This window comes from Pseudomonas paraglycinae, assembly GCF_021601625.1.
Classification (GTDB): Bacteria; Pseudomonadota; Gammaproteobacteria; order Pseudomonadales; family Pseudomonadaceae; genus Aquipseudomonas; species Aquipseudomonas paraglycinae.
Window position 1 is genome coordinate 98,960 of record NZ_BQHR01000021.1, and the last position, 17,699, is coordinate 116,658.

The window sequence follows — 17,699 nt, forward strand, 5'->3', positions numbered from 1 at the left end:
CCTTCTCAAGCCCTGCTTCTCAGTAAATATCCTTCGACAACAGGGTGAACGGCGTCTTCACCAGAATTTTCAGATCCAGCCACAGCGACCAGTTGTTGATGTACTTCAGGTCGATCTCGACACGCTTTTCCATTTTGTCGAGGGTGTCTGTCTCGCCCCGGCAACCGCTGATCTGCGCCAGGCCAGTGATGCCCGGTTTGATTCGGTGGCGGGCCATGTAGGCGAGGATCTTGCCCGAGTAGTAGTTGTTGTGCGCCACGGCGTGCGGACGTGGGCCGACCAGTGCCATGTGCCCTTGCAGCACGTTGAACAGTTGCGGCAGCTCATCCAGCGAAGTGCGACGGATGAAGCGACCGACCGCGGTAATGCGCGAATCGTTGCGGCTGGCCTGCTTGACGTCACGGTCATCGTGAACGCGCATCGAGCGAAATTTCCAGACCTTGATCACCTTGCCGTTCCAGCCATGGCGATCCTGCTTGAAGAACACCGGGCCCGGCGAGTTGAGTTTCACCGCCAGGGCCACGGCCAGCAGCACCGGGCTCAACAGGATGATGGCCAGCAGGGCGACTGCTTTTTCCACCAGGCTTTTGCTCAGCGCTGCGGTCGGGCGGCTGGTCAACGGGCTTTCGTTGAGGTAGATCGCCGGCAGGCCATCCACGACTTTCACCGAGTGATTAAGCAGCGTCAGGCTATTCAGATCCGGCACCCAGACCACGTCAACGTTGGCATCCAGCAAGTCCACATACATCGCCTCGATCTTGGCTGCTTCCGACAGCGGCAGGGTGATGTACAAGCGGCGGATGTCGTGGGTCTGGATCAGCTCGAGCAGTTCGTCCTGGGCGCCGACAACGCGCGGGGCGTCCGCTTCCAGCGACGGGGTATCGCCGTTGCTGACCAGGCCAACCAGCGGCAGGTTTTCGTGCTGGCTCAACTTCTTCGCCAGACCCAACGCCAGTTCGCCGGTGCCGACGATCAGGGTCTTGTGTTCGCTTTTGCGCGACCGCTGGTAGAACTTCGAGAACGCATGCAGCGGTGCGTACAGCAGCGCCTGACCGAGGAAACCGTATACCGCCCACTCAAGGATGACCTGGCGAGAGAACAGCGCATCGGCCTTGCAGATGAAGGCGATGAACGCCAGCCCGGCCATGGTCATGAACCAGCCCATGAACAGTCGACCCAGCCCGGTCAAATAATTGTCTCGCTTTCGATACGCGCCGCTGAAGGTATAAGCCGGCACCGAGGCCAGTACCGCCAGGATCGTGCACATCCGATAGTAGAACTCGACGGTGCCAGTGTGCTGTTCGGCCAGTATGAACAACAGGGAAACAATGAAACTCTGTGCCAGCGCCCATTGGCCCCAAAAGGTCAGTCCCTTGAGGCCGGTGTTTCGATTGATACGAAGAGAAAGATCCATACGATATCCCCAAAAGACGTCCGTTCAGGTTTCGACAGTAGAAAACCGAGTTGTTAAGCAGACTTGTTATTGTTGTTTGAGTCAGTGTCCTGAGGTAACAACGCCGGAATGCGGAACTGTCGTCAGTCAATAGACTAAGTTATTGCCGGGGATGCTGTCTGACGAGTTCTAACAAGATGGCACAGTGCCAACTTATTTAAATTTACAATATTCAAACGTTAGAAAAGGTCGAAAGGCAGGGGGTGAATAATCAATATTGTGTTTGCTATCGTAGGTGGGGTCAGGAGGCGGGTATAACCAGGGAGGGGTGAAACCAAACAGAGTGCTTTTTTATTTTTGTAATCGCACTTGTATCTGTTTGTCTTGTAGTGAGGGATGTTGTTTAGGCAACAACTTCCTGGATCAGGCAATAACCGCGATTGCGCACGGCACGAAACAATCGTTCACCGTTGCTGGCGTTCTTGAATTTGTCTTGAAGACGGCTCAGGCACATTTCCAGTCCCCGGTATTGCTCCGGCTCGCGGCCGATGCTGAGGATCAGATCGTCGCGACTGACAACACGATCTTCATGGTGCAGCATCTTGCGCACCAGTGCGGTTTCAAGCCCGGTGAGACTGATCTCGACGCCTTCTTTCGTCAATGCACCCTGATCATTGTCCAGATGCCAGGCTTCGGTGCAGGGCGCGTCGGATTCGATCGTTCGGGAAGTGTCAGTAGGGTTTTCGGACATGGCCGTGGAATTGTGAAATGAATGCGCCGATTGTGCTGCCAGCCATTCCGATTCGAGGGTGGCCAATATGCGCTGGGTATCATGTTCAATGCTGGGTGCGACATGCTTCCTTGTGCCGCGTGGGTAAGTGAACTCCATCAGCATCGGAGTGGAAGAGGGCGAAGCAACACCTTCAATAAACATTTGTGCCTGAGACGTGCCAAACGAATTGAAACGCTCACTGGAGAGAATGCTCTCGAGTTCGCGTTGCGACGCTGAGCTGTTAGTCACGACAACAAAGTATTTTCTTGGGAGGGTCGTGCTGGTTTCCATGTCTCTCTCCTAAAGTACACACCAAATTTGGCGAAAAAATAATGGCAGGCGAGCAATGTTTTCCTCGGAATTAATCGATCAGGCAGGGTCTGGGCCCAAAGATGGCCTCGATAAGTTCCACTCGGTCTGCGTTAGAGTAATGGTTTATTGTTATGTTTAAGTGTTGCAGCGCTCATGCAATTGACAGCTTTTTATTAGATATGTGACGCGGTTAAAACTATGAGAAAGCGGATGTTTGAAGCGTTGCATCAGACGTTCCCTCGTATGCTGCAAAAGAGTGTTTTCCCTGAATCAAGGAGTTGAGATCAACCCCCTCATCAGACGATAGCCATACCCGCGAATGCTCTGTATGGCGTTCGTACCGTACACGTCCTTGATTTTCCCACGCAAGCGGCTGATGGATTTTTCCAGCGCCCGAGGGTCGTAGAATTGGGTGTTCAGCCCCATGATACTGGCGATTTCATCGTGGCTGAGAATGTGATTGCCGGTCTGCGCAAAGGCTTGCAGGATCTTCATTTCGGCAAAGGAGATATCCAGTTTCTTGCTGGTGTCCGAGAGGCAGATGCGGGTGGGGTCCAGCACCAGATTGATATCGCGTTGCCATTCTTCGCTGTCGAAGAACTCCCCCAGCAGTTCGCCGCTTTCATCGGACAAGGTATTGAGTTTGATACAGAAGTCGGCACCGGCCAGAAAGTACTTGATCTTGTTGTGGGCGCCGCGACCTGTGATCACTGCACAAATAATCGGCTTCAAGTTGTCGTTGCGCAGGTTTTCCACCAGCGCAAGGTTATCTTCGAGTGCCTGAGGGCTGTCGATGATAATGAAGATCGCCCGATACAGGCCGTGATATTCGTTGTGCTGATATGAACTAATGTAGGCGTCGGCTTCAACAGCCACACCGCTCTGCACATGCTTCGCGATTAGCGCGCTAAAGTGTTCAGCCACGCCACGGGTACGACCCAGGGTGAGAACACCTGGTTCGTCGCTTGTGCGGCGCGGGCTTCTAGTCGCTAAGTTACCTGTGAGCATCATGCATTGACTCGAAAAGGTGCTGACATCGGGATGTTAAAGCACCGGTTCTCATCTGTGACTGACAATTGGTAACATTTGGACGAATTTTAGACGTGGCTCCCGAGTTTTCTAACAATAATTAAGCGATTCAAGCTTTTAGTTGATTTTTTCGGGGCTGTGAACTAACGGAATTGAGGCCGTTAGATGGTGGCAATATGGAATGGTGCCACTATTTTGTAATTATCGCGAGCTGTTTTTATGTCCCTTGGCCATCACTCAACTGCATACGTATCAGAGCAGTGTGAGGTGGGTCACATTTTATGGGCAGGCCTGTCTTTTGGCTATAACGTCGACAAGTTCACACACGGACGTTTATTAACATGCCTTGAGTGTGGCTTTTGATAAGACATATTCTCCGTCCCCGAGTCGGGCAATGGGTGTGCATCTGCCAATTGTTTTACTTCAGATACTCAATGCCTGAATGCATTTAACAGGGCGCCCGCAAAGAGCGCTCTGACGGAGGATTAATGGATTTACTGACCTTGTTCAAGGTGCTGATTCTTGGGGCGGTAGAAGGGCTGACCGAGTTCCTGCCCATTTCCAGTACGGGCCACCAGATTATTGTTGCCGACTTGCTGGAGTTCGGCGGCGAACGCGCCATGGCGTTCAATATCATCATTCAACTGGGCGCCATTCTGGCCGTGGTCTGGGAGTTTCGCCCCAAGATCTTCGAGATCGTCAAAGGCCTGCCGACCCAGAGTAATGCCCAGCGTTTTACCCGCAATCTGCTGATCGCCTTTTTCCCGGCGGTCATTCTCGGCGTGTTATTCGCCGACACGATTCATGAATACCTGTTCAACCCGATCACCGTTGCCGTTGCATTGGTCGTGGGCGGCATCGTGATGTTGTGGGCCGAGCAGCGGGATCATGTAGTGAGTGTCGACCATGTGGACGACATGAAGTGGGCCGACGCGCTGAAGATCGGTTGCGTACAGTGCCTGGCGATGATTCCAGGCACGTCGCGCTCCGGTTCCACCATCATCGGCGGTTTGCTGTTCGGCCTGTCACGCAAGGCCGCCACGGAGTTCTCGTTCTTCCTGGCGATGCCGACCATGGTCGGCGCTGCAGTGTATTCCGGCTACAAGTACCGCGAACTGTTCCAGAGCAGCGACCTGCCGGTCTTCGCCCTGGGCTTCGTCGTAGCGTTCATCTTCGCGATGATCGCCGTGCGCGGCCTGCTGAAGTTCATTGCAAACCACAGCTACGCCACCTTCGCCTGGTACCGCATCGCCTTCGGCTTGCTGATCCTTGCCACCTGGCAATTTGGTTGGGTCAACTGGACGGCTGCGGCGGCAAGCTGATTACTGACTGCTGAGCAGCGCAGCGACGGCGAGGTCATTCAATTCAGAGTCGGGCGAATCCTGACGAAACCGCTGCAACGCCGAGGTGAAATACGCGCCTTGCAGCATGCCGTCACTGGCGAGGAAATAACGTGCCGCTTCTATTTCCTCTACCGAATACACACGTTTTTTCAGTCCGGAAATGTCCGACATCCCGTCGACTGTGACCATCGTCGTCGTGAAAACCAGAAAACCAGACATTTGGGTAGATTGAAAAGGGCCATTTTCCCCGTTGCCGCACCCCTTCGCAAAATCACAGGATGCATAGGCGCTTGCATAGAGAGTCGAGAGTAAAGCGAGGAGGGTGAAACGCTTGAATAAAACACAGCTGAACGTGGGCATAACCAAAAGACATCCTGTCAGTACAGCAAAACACCGGGCAACGCTCATTCGTTGCCCACACGCTCCAAGCGTCGATCAACGCCCGGCCAGCAACTCCGCCGCCTGATCCAGCAACGCCAGCGGATCCTTGGCCTTGTGGATATCCACCGACAACAACTGACGAAACTTGCGCGCCCCCGGGAACCCGGTGCCCAGGCCCAGCACATGCCGGGTGATGTGATGCATCGCGCCGCCGGCCAGCAAATGCTCGGCTATATAAGGCCGCAACTGCGCCAGCGCCTCGGCCCGGCTGATTACCGGTGCGGTACTGCCGAACAACTGCTGATCCACCTCGGCCAGCAGATAAGGATTGTGGTACGCCTCGCGCCCCAGCATCACCCCGTCAAAGGTCTGCAAATGCTCATGGCAGGCCTCCATCGTCTTGATCCCGCCGTTCAGAATGAACTCCAGCTCCGGAAAATCCGCCTTCAACCGCGCCGCCACGTCATAACGCAACGGCGGAATGTCACGGTTCTCCTTCGGCGACAGCCCCTCCAGAATCGCAATCCGCGCATGCACCGTAAAACTGGTGCACCCGGCATCCCGCACCGTCCCGACGAAATCGCACAGCTGCTCATAACTGTCCCGCCCATTGATCCCGATCCGATGCTTCACCGTCACCGGAATCGACACCGCATCACGCATCGCCTTCACACAATCCGCCACCAACTGCGGATGCCCCATCAGGCACGCCCCGATCATATTGTTCTGCACCCGATCACTCGGGCAGCCGACGTTCAGATTCACCTCGTCGTAACCGTGCTCCTGCGCCATGCGTGCGCAAGCGGCCAGATCCAGCGGAACACTACCGCCCAACTGCAAGGCCAGCGGGTGCTCGGCTTCGTTGTGACGGAGGAAGCGCTCGTGATCGCCGTTGAGCAAAGCGCCGGTGGTGACCATCTCGGTGTAGAGCAGGGCGTTTTTCGACAGGATGCGTAGGAAGTACCGGCAGTGACGGTCAGTCCAATCCATCATGGGCGCAACGGAGAACCGCCGAGACAGCGCAGGGCTTGAGTTTACTGGGCTTGAGTGGGTATTTGGTACCATTTGGCTCAACGTATTTATAGCGTGTTTTTAAGCGTTTTCAGGCGTTTTTTCGATGTCGCTGGTACAATGTACCAACCACTTTCGGAATTGTACCAGTCGACTATGGCAACGATCAGAGCACGAAAACGCACCGATGGCTCAGTCAGTTACACGGCACAGATACGCCTGTTTCGCGATGGAGCGCAAGTCTACCAAGAGAGCCAGACCTTCGCCCGGAAACAGGCGGCACAAGCGTGGGTGCGGCGACGTGAGGCAGAGCTAGATCAGCCTGGTGCGATCGAGCGGGCGAACCGCAAGGGCGTCACCGTACAGGACATGATCAAGCAGTACCTGGATGAAATGGAGAAAGTCCGGCCGTTGGGTAAAACCAAGGAAGCCACTCTAAATTCTATCGCGGCGACGGAGTTTGGCCAGACCGTTGATTCGGCTATCAACAGTCAGCGCTTGGTGGATTTTGCACTCTGGCGAATGAGTAAAGAGGGCGGCGGCGTCCAGCCGCAAACGGCTGGTAACGATTTGGCGCACCTTGGGGCTGTCCTTTCGATTGCGCGTCCCGCTTGGGGGTATGAGGTGGACCCTCACGCGATGCCGGACGCTCGGAAGGTGTTAAGGAAGCTCGGCTACAACATGAAGAGCCGGGAGCGCGATCGCCGTCCAGCCAAAGACGAGCTAGATAAACTTTTGGAGCACTTCGTCAGTATGCAGCAGCGTCGACCTAGTTCGATCAACATGCTGAAGGTGATTGGCTTCGCGATTTTTTCCACGCGTCGGCAGGATGAGATAAGCCGAATTGTGTGGGACGACGTCGATGGGTCGAATCAGCGGGTGCTGGTGAGAGATATGAAAAACCCTGGGCAGAAAATTGGCAATGATGTTTGGTGCCACCTACCCGACGAAGCCTGGAGAATTCTGCAAAGCATGCCAAAAGAGCGTGCGGAAATTTTCCCCTACAACTCTTCGTCGATCTCTACGGCCTGGGCGAAGGCGTGCAAGTTTCTGGAGATTGAAGATCTTCACTTCCACGATCTGAGACACGACGGAGTTAGTCGGTTGTTTGAGATGGATTGGGATATCCCGCGGGTGGCCAGCGTGTCCGGGCACCGTGACTGGAACTCGTTGCGTAGGTATACCCATCTTCGCGGGAAGGGTGACCACTATGCCGAATGGCCATGGTTAGAGAGGATCATTCAAGCGCCCGTGAAGCTGGGCGCCTGGGGTAAGCAGTGAATTAGCTGGCTCGGCGAATTCCGTTGAGCTGGTTGCATTCCTTTACCGCGGCCTCCCGCTGCAAGTCTAAATACGCTGCTAAATCTGTTATGTGAATTCCTTTAGCACTTTTCTGGCTGGATTCGAGTCTCGTGATAGGTATTCGAATTTGACCAGCCATTACTTTGCGCTGAAACATATCGGTTGTTAGGTGTGTGAAATAGTCTTTACAAACTTGATTAATTGAAATGATTGTTTGCCCGTTGTATTGAGCCATTAGCAGAAATAAGGTTTTCATGCGCCTTCACCCATTTTCAAATCCTGACAAGTGTTCGAATGCTGTTGCTGCCACGACTGGAACTTGTCCGTTGCCAATGGCCTTAAGTCGGTCCACCCGATGGGCCAACCCATCAGCCACTCGGCCCATTCCGGGTTCAGATGACCACCATCCAGTGCCATCACGGCGTGATCCATGCGATCGTTCGAGCGGTCGGCTCCCGATCGGCGAGTTAGTGCGGCAGGGGAGGATCCCTTTGCCATGCTCGCCACCGGTGTTGGCCATCGTCTGACGGGTGTCTTCTGCGATGAGCCAGATCCTGTCCCGCTGATGAGGGGCGCCGAGGTCAGCCGCTCTAATAACACCCCATCGCGCGTCATACCCGATTTCGGCAAGGTCACCGAGCACCACGGCAAGTCCTCTTCCCACAAGCAATGGTGAGTTCTCCAGTTCGACGTAGCGCGGTCGTACCTCATCGGTAATTCGTGCCATTTGCTGCCACAGTCCGGAGCGGGCGCCGCCGATACCAAGGCCGTTGCCTGCAACCGAGATGTCCTGACAAGGAAATCCTCCCGAAACCACGTCAACAAGGCCTCTCCATGGTCGTCCGTCAAAACTGCACACGTCTGACCAAATCGGGAAAGGCGGGAGCAGTCCATCGGCTTGTCGTTGCGCCAGAACCTGTGCGGCGTAGGCATCACGCTCAACGGCGCAGACGGTGCGCCAGCCGAGGAGGTGTCCGCCGAGTATTCCGCCACCAGCGCCTGCGAAAAGAGCCAACTCATTCACGCAGCCTCCACAGTGACTTGCGCGGCGCCGGAGAGCGGTTGTCCGACCTTGTTGTCTTGAATTCCTGGTTGCAGCTGCGCAGCCATCGCAAGCACCTGTTCGCGCAGTGAGCGGGCGTCACGCTCAAGCTTCTTGCCGGTACGAAAGGCGCTGAAGGTCTCAGCGGCGATCCGCAGTAGCTCGCCGATATCGACCAGCGCCTGGTGCTCGGCCGGGCCGAAGAGTGGACCTGCTTCAAATCGTTTGCAGGAGTATGCCAAGCGCGTGTGATCGGCCCGGATGAACTGCAGGGATGCCTGGAGCTCGCGGATGGTTTTGGCGCTTGCGGCGCGCTGGATGTCTTCACCCTCGCGCAGGCCTGTCTCCAGGCCATCGCTGCGGCCCATGATGTAACCGCCCCAGAGCAGAAGGGCGGCCAGAACTATCAGGGTGACGAGTGCACCGATTTGTATTGGGGTCATCATGTGGTGTGCTCCTGGGATTGTCGTTGGCCGGTGGTGACGGCCGTCAGTGGTGTGGGGGTAACAGGGTGTTGGCCGTCCTGCTGTCGCTGCATGTCTTCATCCGCTTTGTAGGCGCGGATGTCGATCAGCGAGGCGACGTGGCGGATGTGCGCGTACTTCAGCGCCTTGCGGCTGGTGTCCAGCGTGGTGATCGGAAGCTGGATCCGGCCGCTGTTGATCTCCGTCACGAACGACTGCTCGTTGAGATTGCGAAAGTACTGCTCGCGGACTTTTTCCAGCGGGATCAGGACGTCACCGAAGATGCGATAGAGCAGTTCGACGGTGGCCGATTCGGGCGCCGGATGCAGGCGGAGCGGGTTCTGTGCAGCGTTACTCATGGCCTTGTCGAGCCTCCTTGCGTTGTTGTCGTGCCGGGTGGTTCCAGGCGTTCAGGCAGTGGCGTCTGGTCAGCTCGCGCAGATGTTCGGGCACTTCGAGGAGCGCGGCGTTGCGCTCCTCACGTGTGCGCATGGCAATGATCTGGCGGGCGTACTCCCTAGGCCACGTCACGGCGATCTGCCGGGATGGCAGGAAGATCAATGTCCAACTGCTCGGCCAGCCAACGGATACCGGCCTGCTTCACCCGAGTCGACTGGCTGTACTGCATTCCGTGTTTCTCGTCATACCAAGGACTGTCCTTGACCCGCAGGTACGCTTTGTCTCGCTTCGGGTTCGCCGGCAGGTTTCCCTTGAGCAGACCTTTTTCCCGCATGAGAGCGATCAGTTTGGGGCGAGTGAGGCCGAGTTGAGTGGCTGCTTGGGCGAGGGTGCGTTCCATAAACGGCTCCTCAAGCAGCATGCGCAGCAGGAGTGGCGGCTGCAGCAAGGTGGTTGATGGACTCAATGAGCTTTGCGTAGATCTCGGCATCGGGGTCGTACAGGGTGAAGCAACGCGTATGCGGGCTCTTGTTGCCGATGCTCAAGATGGCGGTGACGCCCCGGCGTGAATGGGTGCGATGCAGCGCCACATGCAGGGGAAGCTCGAAACCCATGTCGAGGCTCAGCACACCGCCGGTGTGCACCAGTTCGAACACGCGCTGCTTGTCCTGGACATCAAAACGGCCGTATTGACGATCGGCATGCGGGCGATGTACCAGGTCGCTGGAGTTGCTCGCGTCGAACGGACCGTTGGCAATCTCTTCGATGAAGTCGGCGAGTTTGAGGTGCATCTTCTTGTCGTTGTGCAGGGTCAGCGTGTGGCGTTCGCTGCCCAGTTCGACGACAAAAGTGCTTTCCACTGTGCCGCGCTCAGCCTTGAGGCGAAACGCTAGGCAATCACGCTTCGGTGCTGTTCGCAGGACGTGGTTGAAGGTCTCGGTCAGGTTGACCTGGGCGTTGAGCAACTGCAGTGTGCGGTTGTCGACCTTGTACTTGATCATGCCGCTTGCCCTCCACCGTTCGGATCGATAGGAGAGGGCTGGCAGGACTTGGCGACTAGCTTGGGTTTGCTGTTATGAATGACGACCAGACAGCCTGTTGTGAGCTGTAGTTGTTCGATCAGGTTGCGATTGCTTACGCATGTCGGATGGACATGTAAGGTAGCGGTGGTGCGCATAGGTATTGCCTCGCTCTGTGGTAAAGAGTGAGGCGAGTAAACAATATGTTTGCTGCTTGGTCAACGCGGTTTGTTTGGTTTCTTGAGATTAGGCTGAGCCTAAAGGTCTGCTTACTGACCACCAAAACACGCGTCCGAGGATGACAATCCGTTGTTCGAGAACCTGATCCATTGAGTATTCTTTGTCGGGATACTCTTCACGATTGAAGCATTTTTGCCTGATTGCTCCGCTGGATAACCGCTGTAAGAACCTCACCCTCAAGGTGCCGTTGTGCGTCAGTGCATACAATTCACTATCGACAATTCGTGTAAAAGCTTTGTCAATGCCGAGCACTGCGCCATGAGGAAGAAGGGGTTGATTACTATTCCCAACGTTCAGCATGAACACAGCATTATTCGCGTTGACCCCGCATTCTCTAAGAGTTGCTACGTCAAGCGTGACATGACGTTTGTGAGCGCTGTGTATGTCAACCTGGCTCGATTCTATAGGCGCTCCGCTCTGGTCTGTCAGCAAGAACACCAGATCATCTTTTTCAATTGAGTGATCAGAGTTCCATGGAACAATGGAGGTCATTTCATAGGGCTCTCCATCATCCGTGACCCCGTAAACGATCTCGGCATCATCCGTAAACATCGGCAGATCACCGTATTCGAGCCACTCTCTCCTCAGCCCGAGCGCAAGTGCTACTGCGCTTATTTTATTGGCCGGTACCCCTCGTTTTTTCCAGTTCGTAATATTTTGGTCGTTTTCTAACCCGAGTACGCGAGCCAGCTCTGTACCACCTGTGTTGGTCAGCTCCAGCGCTTTCACAAAGCGCTCAGCGTTGTTGGATATCAGCCGTGTTTTCATAAACAGTATGTTACCCCGCTTGCAGTATTCCGATAACAAACGTATTGTTTGTTTCGTGTTTGGTGTGTCGAGGTAAATCTATGAGCTCGTTCAATTCACCCCAAGTGGGGCCTGTACCCGTTTCCGCTCTTGAGAGAGCGATAGGTTGCACTGCTGGCTCTCCTACGGCTTTCGCTCGAATTATCGGAGTTAGTCCTCAGCGACTGTTCAACTGGATGCGCCGAGGTGTCCCCGTTAAGCAGGTGCCGTTGATTGTAAAAGCTTGTCGAGGAGCGTTATCCGCACATGAGCTAAGGCCGGATCTACCAGAAGTCTTTCCCGCTCCGATCAACTTCATCAACAGCCAAAAAAACTAGAAAAAAGGCGACCCAAAGGTCGCCTGTTTTCTCCCGACAGCATCACCACAATGCTATCGGGTCGCGATGTCGGAAGGCGAGCACACCACATGCCGCCGACTTTCATCGCGTTTCCAAGGCTCGGAAGCCTTGGTGTTGCTGCCGTTCTTACCACAGAGCTGGCAGCTGTTGCGCCAGGGGTGAACAACGGATTGTTCGCCCCGGCACGGTGCCGGTGTTGGTCTTACGAACCTAGCCGGCTTTGGTCCTCTCCAGACCACGCGGCAAATGTATCACCAACTTCTGTCGCGCGGCACTGGCAACTTTTAGGATTAATGCCATGAGCCGTATCGCTCTGAGTTCTCTGGAACGGGCGCAGCGGGAAATCCTGCCGCTCGATTTAGCGCTGTACCACGCCGCTCGCGATTACCCGGGCGGCGCTGCTGCCATTGCAGCCACGACCGGTCGTAACTCGACCACGCTGCAGCACAAACTATCGCCAACCCATCCGAGCCACTCCATCAACATTCAGGAGTTCGGTGAGATCCTCGAACTGACCAAGGATCGCCGCATTCTTGATGCGGTGCATGCGCTGGTCGGCGACACGATCTGGCAGGAGCTGGCCGACACCTATACCAACGACATGCCCGAGACTCTCACCACCGGCATCGCCGAATACTTCCGCCAAGTCGCGGATCTCGCCGAGACCTGGGCCAAGAGCATCGGCGACGGTGTCGTCACCGATCAGGAACTCGCGGCGATTCGCCTGCAGGTGTTCCGGGGCATTCAAGGGCTGCTCGGGTTGTTCAACCGCGCCACCTACGTCAACCAGACGACGCGAGGTGCTGACCGTGGCTGACATCGCCGATTTCGCCAACGACTTGGTGCAGGAACGCATCGATCAGGCCATGGCGGCGCGCAGCGCTGCCAAAGCCGAAAGCACTGCTCATTCCTTGCTGTTCTGCGAAGCCTGTGACGACCCGATCCCGGAAGCCCGTCGCTTGGCTCAACCGGGCTGCTCGCAGTGCATCAGCTGCCAGTCCCTTTCGGAACGAGGAATTCAGCATGCTCGATGAGGTATTGGGCCAATTCGCCGATTACGGTCTGGAGCCAGCGCAACCGCTGGTGTTCGGCAAGCTGACCCGCTGCAAGACATCGCAGGACAAGGGCAAGGAAAAGAACGGCTGGTACGTTGTCCACGAGCAGCGCACGGAGAAGGGCGACACCCTGATCTTCGGCGCCTTCGGTGACTGGCGTTCGGGCGAGACGCAGAAGATCAAGGTCAAGGCCGGTCGAATGTCGCCGGAAGAGCGCGAAGTGATGCGCGCCCGCCAGGAAGAAGCCAAGCGCCGCGCCGCCGAAATCGCGAACAACGCTGCGCGGCGGGCCGCGAAAAGGGCGCAGGGTTTGTTCGAGCGCATGCCGACCACCGGGCGCAGCGATTACCTGGACCGCAAACAGATCGTCGGCATCAACGTCCGCTACGCGCCACGAACCGGCGCCGTGTTGGTCCCAATGAAAAACGCTCGTGATCAGATCATGGGTCTGCAGGTGATCTTCCCGAACAAACAGGAAGACACCGGCCGCGACAAATCCTATTGGCCTTACGGGATGGCAAAGGAGGGCACGTTCCACCTGCTCGGTCCGCATCCGGTGCCGGGCGAACCGGTGCTGGTGTGTGAGGGTTACGCCACCGGTGCCAGCCTGCACATGGCGACGTCGCTTGCGGTGGCCGTGGCCTTCGATGCGGGCAACCTGCTAGCAGTGTGCAAGGTCATGCGCGAGCGCTTTGCGGGTTGCCCGCTGATCATCTGCCGCGATGACGACTGGAAGACCACCAAGCCCAACGGCGATGCGTGGAACCCGGGTGAGGAGAAAGCGAGCAACGCCGCCCTGATCGTCGGTGCCCAGGTGGTCTCGCCGATCTTCTCGATAGAGCGTCAAGACAAGTGGACTGACTTCAACGACCTGCACGTCACCGAAGGCCTCGAAGCTGTTCGCCGTCAAGTGCTAGCCGTGGTCCGCCCACCCGCTGCCGGTGGCTGGAAAGATCAGCTGGCTCGCAGCGAGAGCGGCGCCCTGATCGCGCACATGCAGAACGTCGAATTGATCCTCGCTCACGACGAACGCTGGGCCGGGGTAATCAGCTACTGCGCCTTCAGCTCGAAGATCGTCAAGCTGCGTGCTGCGCCTTATGGCGGTGGCACCGGCGAGTGGGCCGACATCGACGACGTGCGCGTGATGAAGTGGCTCGCACAGCAGTACAACCTGCGTGTGAAGTCGTCGCACGTGATTGAAGCGGTGAGCGTGGTGGCGCACGACCACGCCTTTCACCCGGTGCGTGAGTACCTGAAAAAGCTCGAGTGGGATCGTGTGCCGCGCTTGGAACGTTGGTTGACGGATGTCATGGGGGTGAAGGCAACCGATTACACGTCCAAGGTCGGCAAACGCTGGATGATCTCGGCCGTGGCGCGGGTGATGAAGCCCGGCTGCAAGGCCGACTCGGTGATGATCCTCGAAGGCGTACAAGGCGCCGGTAAGTCGACCGCCATGAGCGTGCTCGGCGGTGAGTGGTTCATGGATACGCCGTTTGCTCTCGGTGACAAGGACGGCTTTCAGGCGATCCGCGGCAAGTGGATCGTCGAGCTCGGCGAGCTGGACAGCTTCAACAAGGCCGAGAGCACCAAGGCCAAGCAGTTCTTCTCGGCATCGACTGACACCTACCGCGAAAGCTATGGCCGCAGAACGCTGGACGTGCCACGCCAGTGTGTTTTCGTCGGTACCACCAACCAGGACGAGTATCTCAAGGATGCCACCGGCAACCGCCGCTATTGGCCGGTGGCCTGTACCAAGGTCGACGTGGCGTTGCTGCGCGAGATCCGCGACCAGCTGTGGGCCGAAGCGATGTTCTGTTTTGAGGCCGGCGATCTCTGGTGGGTAACGCGAGAGGAAGCGCCGATGTTCAGCGAGGAACAGGACGATCGCTTTGTAGTGGACGAATGGGAAACGCCCATCCTGACCTGGCTCGAAGAATCGCAGATCGGCGAGACCACCACCGGCAGTGAAGTGATGGGGCAGGCGCTCAAGCTCGATCCCGGTCACTGGGGCAAGCCTGAGCAGATGCGCGTGGGTGCGATCCTGCATCGGCTTGGGTGGCGACGGTTCCGTTTGGGTGCCTTGAGCAAGAGCGGCCAGCGGCCTTGGGCGTACAAGAAACCTGAGGGTTGGGGCAGGGCGCCGGCGCTGGAACAACCTGAGTTCGAGGAACCGTGCTTCGATGATTAAGGCAATCGATATGGCCCTCAAGCAATGGGCGCAGGAGCTGCACAGCGATGAGGTCGCCGCCGGTTACTCGGGCGGCAACATGGTCGCGATGATGATGGAAAGCGGTGGCCAGCTTGTGCGCGGAAGGCGCGGGAGCAGGGTGCCGCTGGAGGCCTCCCTGGACATCGAGCGCATCGTCAAGAAACGCCTTGATCCCGAGTTGATGACGGTGGTCCAGGTGCATTACTTCCAGCCTGATGTGCCTCTGACTGCGCGTCTGGCTGAGAGTGGCTGCACACGCAACCTTTACTACCAGCGCCTGCATGACGCTCACATCGTGGTTGAGCACTTCCTCCTGGGGGAAGCGGCTTGATCGTGGGCATTACTCTGGCTCACGCCGTCCCGCTGGCCTGCCTCCGTCCCACTGCTTTTTGCGGTGGTGGGACGGGCGCAGGCCCCGTCGTTGTTGGGCTGTCCCACCGTCCCACCTTTTTCATGCCTCCCGCCCGTGTATGCGTAGCGGGCATCAATGCGCGTGTTCACGCGCACGCGTGTTTTTAAATATTCTCTCTATACACGAGAAAAGAGATATAAAAGTAGGACGGTGGGGCAAAGCCCCAATCTGCGGGGCTTTCAGACGTCCCACCTTGTTTTAAGAAGGTGGGACGCATGGGACGCCATAACAGCAAAAGAAAGCCGGGATAGATATTCACCGACATTCGCCAGCCGTTCACCGGGCATAAGCCACACATTCACCGGATGGCATTAAAACGGTCTTGCTGCCACCAGAATCGACCTGTAAAAAGGGGCCATCTTCGATGGGTGCGACCGCAAAGCGCGGCAGGCCACCCACCACTTGACCCGGCCATTGCGCTGGGTCTTTTTGTTTAAGGGGCAGGGCAATGACGAACGAGCAACAGGCACTGGCAGAGATGCCAATCTGGATGGTGATTGCCCTGTCATTGGTTGGAGGCGTGTCCGGCGAGATGTGGCGTGCTGACAAGGATGGGGCGCGAGGCTGGGCGTTACTGCGCCGGCTAGCACTTCGGTCCGGTGCCTGCATCGTTTGCGGCGTGTCGGCGATGATGTTGTTGTTCGGCGCGGGCCTGTCGATCTGGACGGCGGGCGCCCTGGGTTGCCTGACCGCGATGGCCGGCGCCGATGTCGCCATCGGCTTGTACGAGCGCTGGGTGGCCAAGCGGCTGGACCTGAGCGAGGCCGAGCCGAAGGCATGAGCCGGGCAGGCCGGGGAGGGCGCCGATTTTTCCGGGTCCTCCCCAAGGGGCGCCCCCTACACGGGTTAGCGAACTCGCGGAATCTCTCTAGCTGAAACCTTTGCAGGGATGTCCGTCTTTCCAAAGGGATGAGGGCAGGGCACGGCAGTCGACCGACCGGACCGGGCAGAAACCCGCCGGGGACCCTGGGGACTTCCAAAGGACACGGGGTCGGAAACCCGCGGGATCTTGTTAGTGGGAGGCCCGCCAGCTTACTGAAATTTCAATCCACTGAAATCTTGAAAGGATTCATTGAAAAGCCGCTGAAAAGGAGGGCTTATGAACGCAGTCACGTACCTGTCAAAGAGCGCCTTCGCTGCGCACATCGGCCGATCACCGAGCTACATCACCTGGCTGAAAGAGAATGGCCGGTTGGTGCTGTCGCCCAATGGCAAGCAGGTCGATGTGCTGGCCACCGAAGCATTGATCCGCGATACCGCTGATCCGAGCAAGGCTGCCGTCGCTGCTCGCCACCAACAGGATCGGCTTCAGCGTGATGTGTACAGCCACGTCGCAGCTCAATCCGAGCCGACCAAAATGGCTGCGCCGCCGCCCGTTGACCCTGCGCAAGGGCAGACTCCGGACTTTCAGAAAGCACGAGCGCATCGAGAGCACTACCTGGCGCGGATGGCTGAGATAGAGTTTCGCAAGGCGCAGGGTGAATTGGTCGAGATCAGCTTCGTGCAGAAGGCCGCTTTTGAAACGGCACGTTCGCTCAATCATTCGCTGATGAGTATGTCGCCTCAATTGGCACCGCAACTCGCTGCCTTGTCGGATCCATGGGAAGTGGAGCGGCAGCTGACCGCTGCATTGCGCCAGCGGCTTAATGAAATTGCCCAAGTCTCAAGTGATGATTTTGGCGTTGAATTGGAGGAGTGTTGAGAATAGCCATTGGCTTACGGTTTGTTATGGTTTGTGCAAAGGTGTGCTTCTAATGTTTGTCCATCTAAAAATGCTGTTCTGACTTCGTGCTATGAAAAAAATCAGTCATTGATGTGTTGAGTGATCCTTTTTGAAAGTGCGCAAGAAGTTGCGCACATGGTCATAATATTTTGCCTTTAAAATCGCTACAGCCCACACGCCACAACGCCTGCAGCCAAGTGCGCAAGAAGTTGCGCAGTACTGCGCAACTTCTTGCGCACTTTTTGCCTGAAATGCAGGGTTTTTCGCCCAAGAAACAGCTCTCTCCGTGCCATATCCCTGATCTACAAGGTTTCTGAAAAACTGGCACGCTCCTTGATAACAGTCAGCCACCCACCGGGCGATTTCGCCTCCCGGGCACCCTAACTTTATCCGCAAGGAGCACCTCCCATGGCAACACCAGCGTACATGTCGGTTACCGGCGAAAAAC

Annotated in this window: 22 protein-coding genes and 1 pseudogene; 9 read left to right on the plus strand and 14 right to left on the minus strand. The window is 56.8% G+C overall.

From position 1 onward, the window contains the following. Window positions 1-19: 19 nt before the first annotated feature. From L6D82_RS25200 to L6D82_RS25210, 3 genes are all read right to left on the minus strand, one after another. Window positions 20-1,414, minus strand: coding sequence for an undecaprenyl-phosphate glucose phosphotransferase (locus L6D82_RS25200; RefSeq protein WP_074689221.1), 1,395 nt, complete (start codon window positions 1,412-1,414; stop codon window positions 20-22). Between the two features lie 382 nt (window positions 1,415-1,796). Further along, window positions 1,797-2,456 carry a winged helix-turn-helix domain-containing protein gene (locus L6D82_RS25205; RefSeq protein ID WP_129973245.1) on the minus strand — a complete coding sequence of 220 codons (660 nt, stop codon included), beginning with the start codon at window positions 2,454-2,456 and terminating at the stop codon, window positions 1,797-1,799. 291 nt (window positions 2,457-2,747) lie between these two features. Then, a complete protein-coding gene (locus L6D82_RS25210; RefSeq protein WP_236191876.1) occupies window positions 2,748-3,488 on the minus strand; it encodes a winged helix-turn-helix domain-containing protein in 741 nt (246 codons plus the stop codon). Between the two features lie 506 nt (window positions 3,489-3,994). Here L6D82_RS25210 and L6D82_RS25215 point away from each other — a divergent pair. Continuing rightward, window positions 3,995-4,828 (plus strand): undecaprenyl-diphosphate phosphatase, encoded by an 834-nt coding sequence (locus L6D82_RS25215; RefSeq protein ID WP_103386753.1) that lies wholly within the window; start codon window positions 3,995-3,997, stop codon window positions 4,826-4,828. On the opposite strand, the gene L6D82_RS25220 is transcribed toward L6D82_RS25215, so the two are convergent. Continuing rightward, the gene (locus L6D82_RS25220; protein ID WP_236191877.1) at window positions 4,829-5,209 is read right to left on the minus strand and encodes a DUF2388 domain-containing protein; all 381 of its coding nucleotides are present in this window, start codon (window positions 5,207-5,209) and stop codon (window positions 4,829-4,831) included. It abuts the gene before it with no gap. A gap of 75 nt (window positions 5,210-5,284) precedes the next feature. Next, window positions 5,285-6,295, minus strand: a complete 1,011-nt coding sequence (gene dusA / locus L6D82_RS25225) for a tRNA dihydrouridine(20/20a) synthase DusA (RefSeq protein ID WP_236191878.1) — start codon at window positions 6,293-6,295, stop codon at window positions 5,285-5,287. Between the two features lie 102 nt (window positions 6,296-6,397). Between dusA and L6D82_RS25230 the strand changes: the two genes are divergently transcribed. Further along, window positions 6,398-7,522, plus strand: a complete 1,125-nt coding sequence (locus tag L6D82_RS25230) for a site-specific integrase (protein ID WP_236191879.1) — start codon at window positions 6,398-6,400, stop codon at window positions 7,520-7,522. A gap of 1 nt (window position 7,523) precedes the next feature. Here the strand turns inward: L6D82_RS25230 and L6D82_RS25235 are convergent, their stop codons facing one another. The 9 genes and pseudogenes from L6D82_RS25235 to L6D82_RS25275 form a co-directional block, all read right to left on the minus strand. Continuing rightward, entirely contained in the window at window positions 7,524-7,799 is a 276-nt protein-coding gene (locus L6D82_RS25235; RefSeq protein WP_093099948.1) for a pyocin activator PrtN family protein, read from the minus strand. Then, the gene (locus L6D82_RS25240) at window positions 7,796-7,975 is read right to left on the minus strand and encodes a hypothetical protein (RefSeq protein ID WP_236191880.1); all 180 of its coding nucleotides are present in this window, start codon (window positions 7,973-7,975) and stop codon (window positions 7,796-7,798) included. Before L6D82_RS25240 ends, L6D82_RS25235 begins: the two co-directional genes overlap by 4 nt. Before the next feature lie 148 nt (window positions 7,976-8,123). Next, window positions 8,124-8,567: pseudogene (locus L6D82_RS25245) on the minus strand (DNA cytosine methyltransferase); the annotation flags it as partial. Continuing rightward, complete coding sequence (locus L6D82_RS25250) at window positions 8,564-9,031, minus strand: hypothetical protein (protein ID WP_236191881.1); 468 nt, start codon at window positions 9,029-9,031, stop codon at window positions 8,564-8,566. The pseudogene L6D82_RS25245 and the gene L6D82_RS25250, both read right to left, overlap by 4 nt. Then, window positions 9,028-9,408 carry a pyocin activator PrtN family protein gene (locus L6D82_RS25255; protein WP_236191882.1) on the minus strand — a complete coding sequence of 127 codons (381 nt, stop codon included), beginning with the start codon at window positions 9,406-9,408 and terminating at the stop codon, window positions 9,028-9,030. The genes L6D82_RS25250 and L6D82_RS25255 overlap by 4 nt, the downstream gene beginning before the upstream one ends. After that, on the minus strand, window positions 9,401-9,541 hold the full coding sequence (locus L6D82_RS25260; protein ID WP_164486587.1) for a hypothetical protein: 141 nt from the start codon (window positions 9,539-9,541) through the stop codon (window positions 9,401-9,403). Before L6D82_RS25260 ends, L6D82_RS25255 begins: the two co-directional genes overlap by 8 nt. A gap of 25 nt (window positions 9,542-9,566) precedes the next feature. Beyond that, a complete protein-coding gene (locus tag L6D82_RS25265; protein ID WP_236191883.1) occupies window positions 9,567-9,848 on the minus strand; it encodes a phage antirepressor KilAC domain-containing protein in 282 nt (93 codons plus the stop codon). 10 nt (window positions 9,849-9,858) lie between these two features. After that, window positions 9,859-10,449: a hypothetical protein gene (locus L6D82_RS25270; protein WP_093099961.1), complete on the minus strand. Its 591-nt coding sequence runs from the start codon at window positions 10,447-10,449 to the stop codon at window positions 9,859-9,861. A 264-nt stretch (window positions 10,450-10,713) separates the two neighbouring features. Continuing rightward, window positions 10,714-11,475 carry a LexA family transcriptional regulator gene (locus L6D82_RS25275; RefSeq protein WP_093099965.1) on the minus strand — a complete coding sequence of 254 codons (762 nt, stop codon included), beginning with the start codon at window positions 11,473-11,475 and terminating at the stop codon, window positions 10,714-10,716. An 80-nt stretch (window positions 11,476-11,555) separates the two neighbouring features. Between L6D82_RS25275 and L6D82_RS28775 the strand changes: the two genes are divergently transcribed. The 7 genes from L6D82_RS28775 (at window position 11,556) to L6D82_RS25305 (ending at window position 17,230) form a co-directional block, all read left to right on the plus strand. Further along, window positions 11,556-11,831, plus strand: coding sequence for a YdaS family helix-turn-helix protein (locus tag L6D82_RS28775; protein ID WP_373870917.1), 276 nt, complete (start codon window positions 11,556-11,558; stop codon window positions 11,829-11,831). A gap of 319 nt (window positions 11,832-12,150) precedes the next feature. Then, on the plus strand, window positions 12,151-12,669 hold the full coding sequence (locus L6D82_RS25280; RefSeq protein ID WP_108224732.1) for a phage regulatory CII family protein: 519 nt from the start codon (window positions 12,151-12,153) through the stop codon (window positions 12,667-12,669). Further along, entirely contained in the window at window positions 12,662-12,886 is a 225-nt protein-coding gene (locus tag L6D82_RS25285; protein WP_093099971.1) for a TraR/DksA family transcriptional regulator, read from the plus strand. Before L6D82_RS25280 ends, L6D82_RS25285 begins: the two co-directional genes overlap by 8 nt. Further along, window positions 12,876-15,095: a VapE domain-containing protein gene (locus L6D82_RS25290; RefSeq protein WP_236191884.1), complete on the plus strand. Its 2,220-nt coding sequence runs from the start codon at window positions 12,876-12,878 to the stop codon at window positions 15,093-15,095. Before L6D82_RS25285 ends, L6D82_RS25290 begins: the two co-directional genes overlap by 11 nt. Further along, window positions 15,088-15,447 carry a PA0613 family protein gene (locus tag L6D82_RS25295; protein WP_093099975.1) on the plus strand — a complete coding sequence of 120 codons (360 nt, stop codon included), beginning with the start codon at window positions 15,088-15,090 and terminating at the stop codon, window positions 15,445-15,447. Before L6D82_RS25290 ends, L6D82_RS25295 begins: the two co-directional genes overlap by 8 nt. A 529-nt stretch (window positions 15,448-15,976) precedes the next feature. After that, window positions 15,977-16,309 carry a phage holin family protein gene (locus tag L6D82_RS25300; protein WP_093099977.1) on the plus strand — a complete coding sequence of 111 codons (333 nt, stop codon included), beginning with the start codon at window positions 15,977-15,979 and terminating at the stop codon, window positions 16,307-16,309. 318 nt (window positions 16,310-16,627) lie between these two features. After that, a complete protein-coding gene (locus L6D82_RS25305) occupies window positions 16,628-17,230 on the plus strand; it encodes a terminase small subunit (RefSeq protein ID WP_236191885.1) in 603 nt (200 codons plus the stop codon). The last annotated feature ends 469 nt before the right edge of the window (window positions 17,231-17,699 follow it).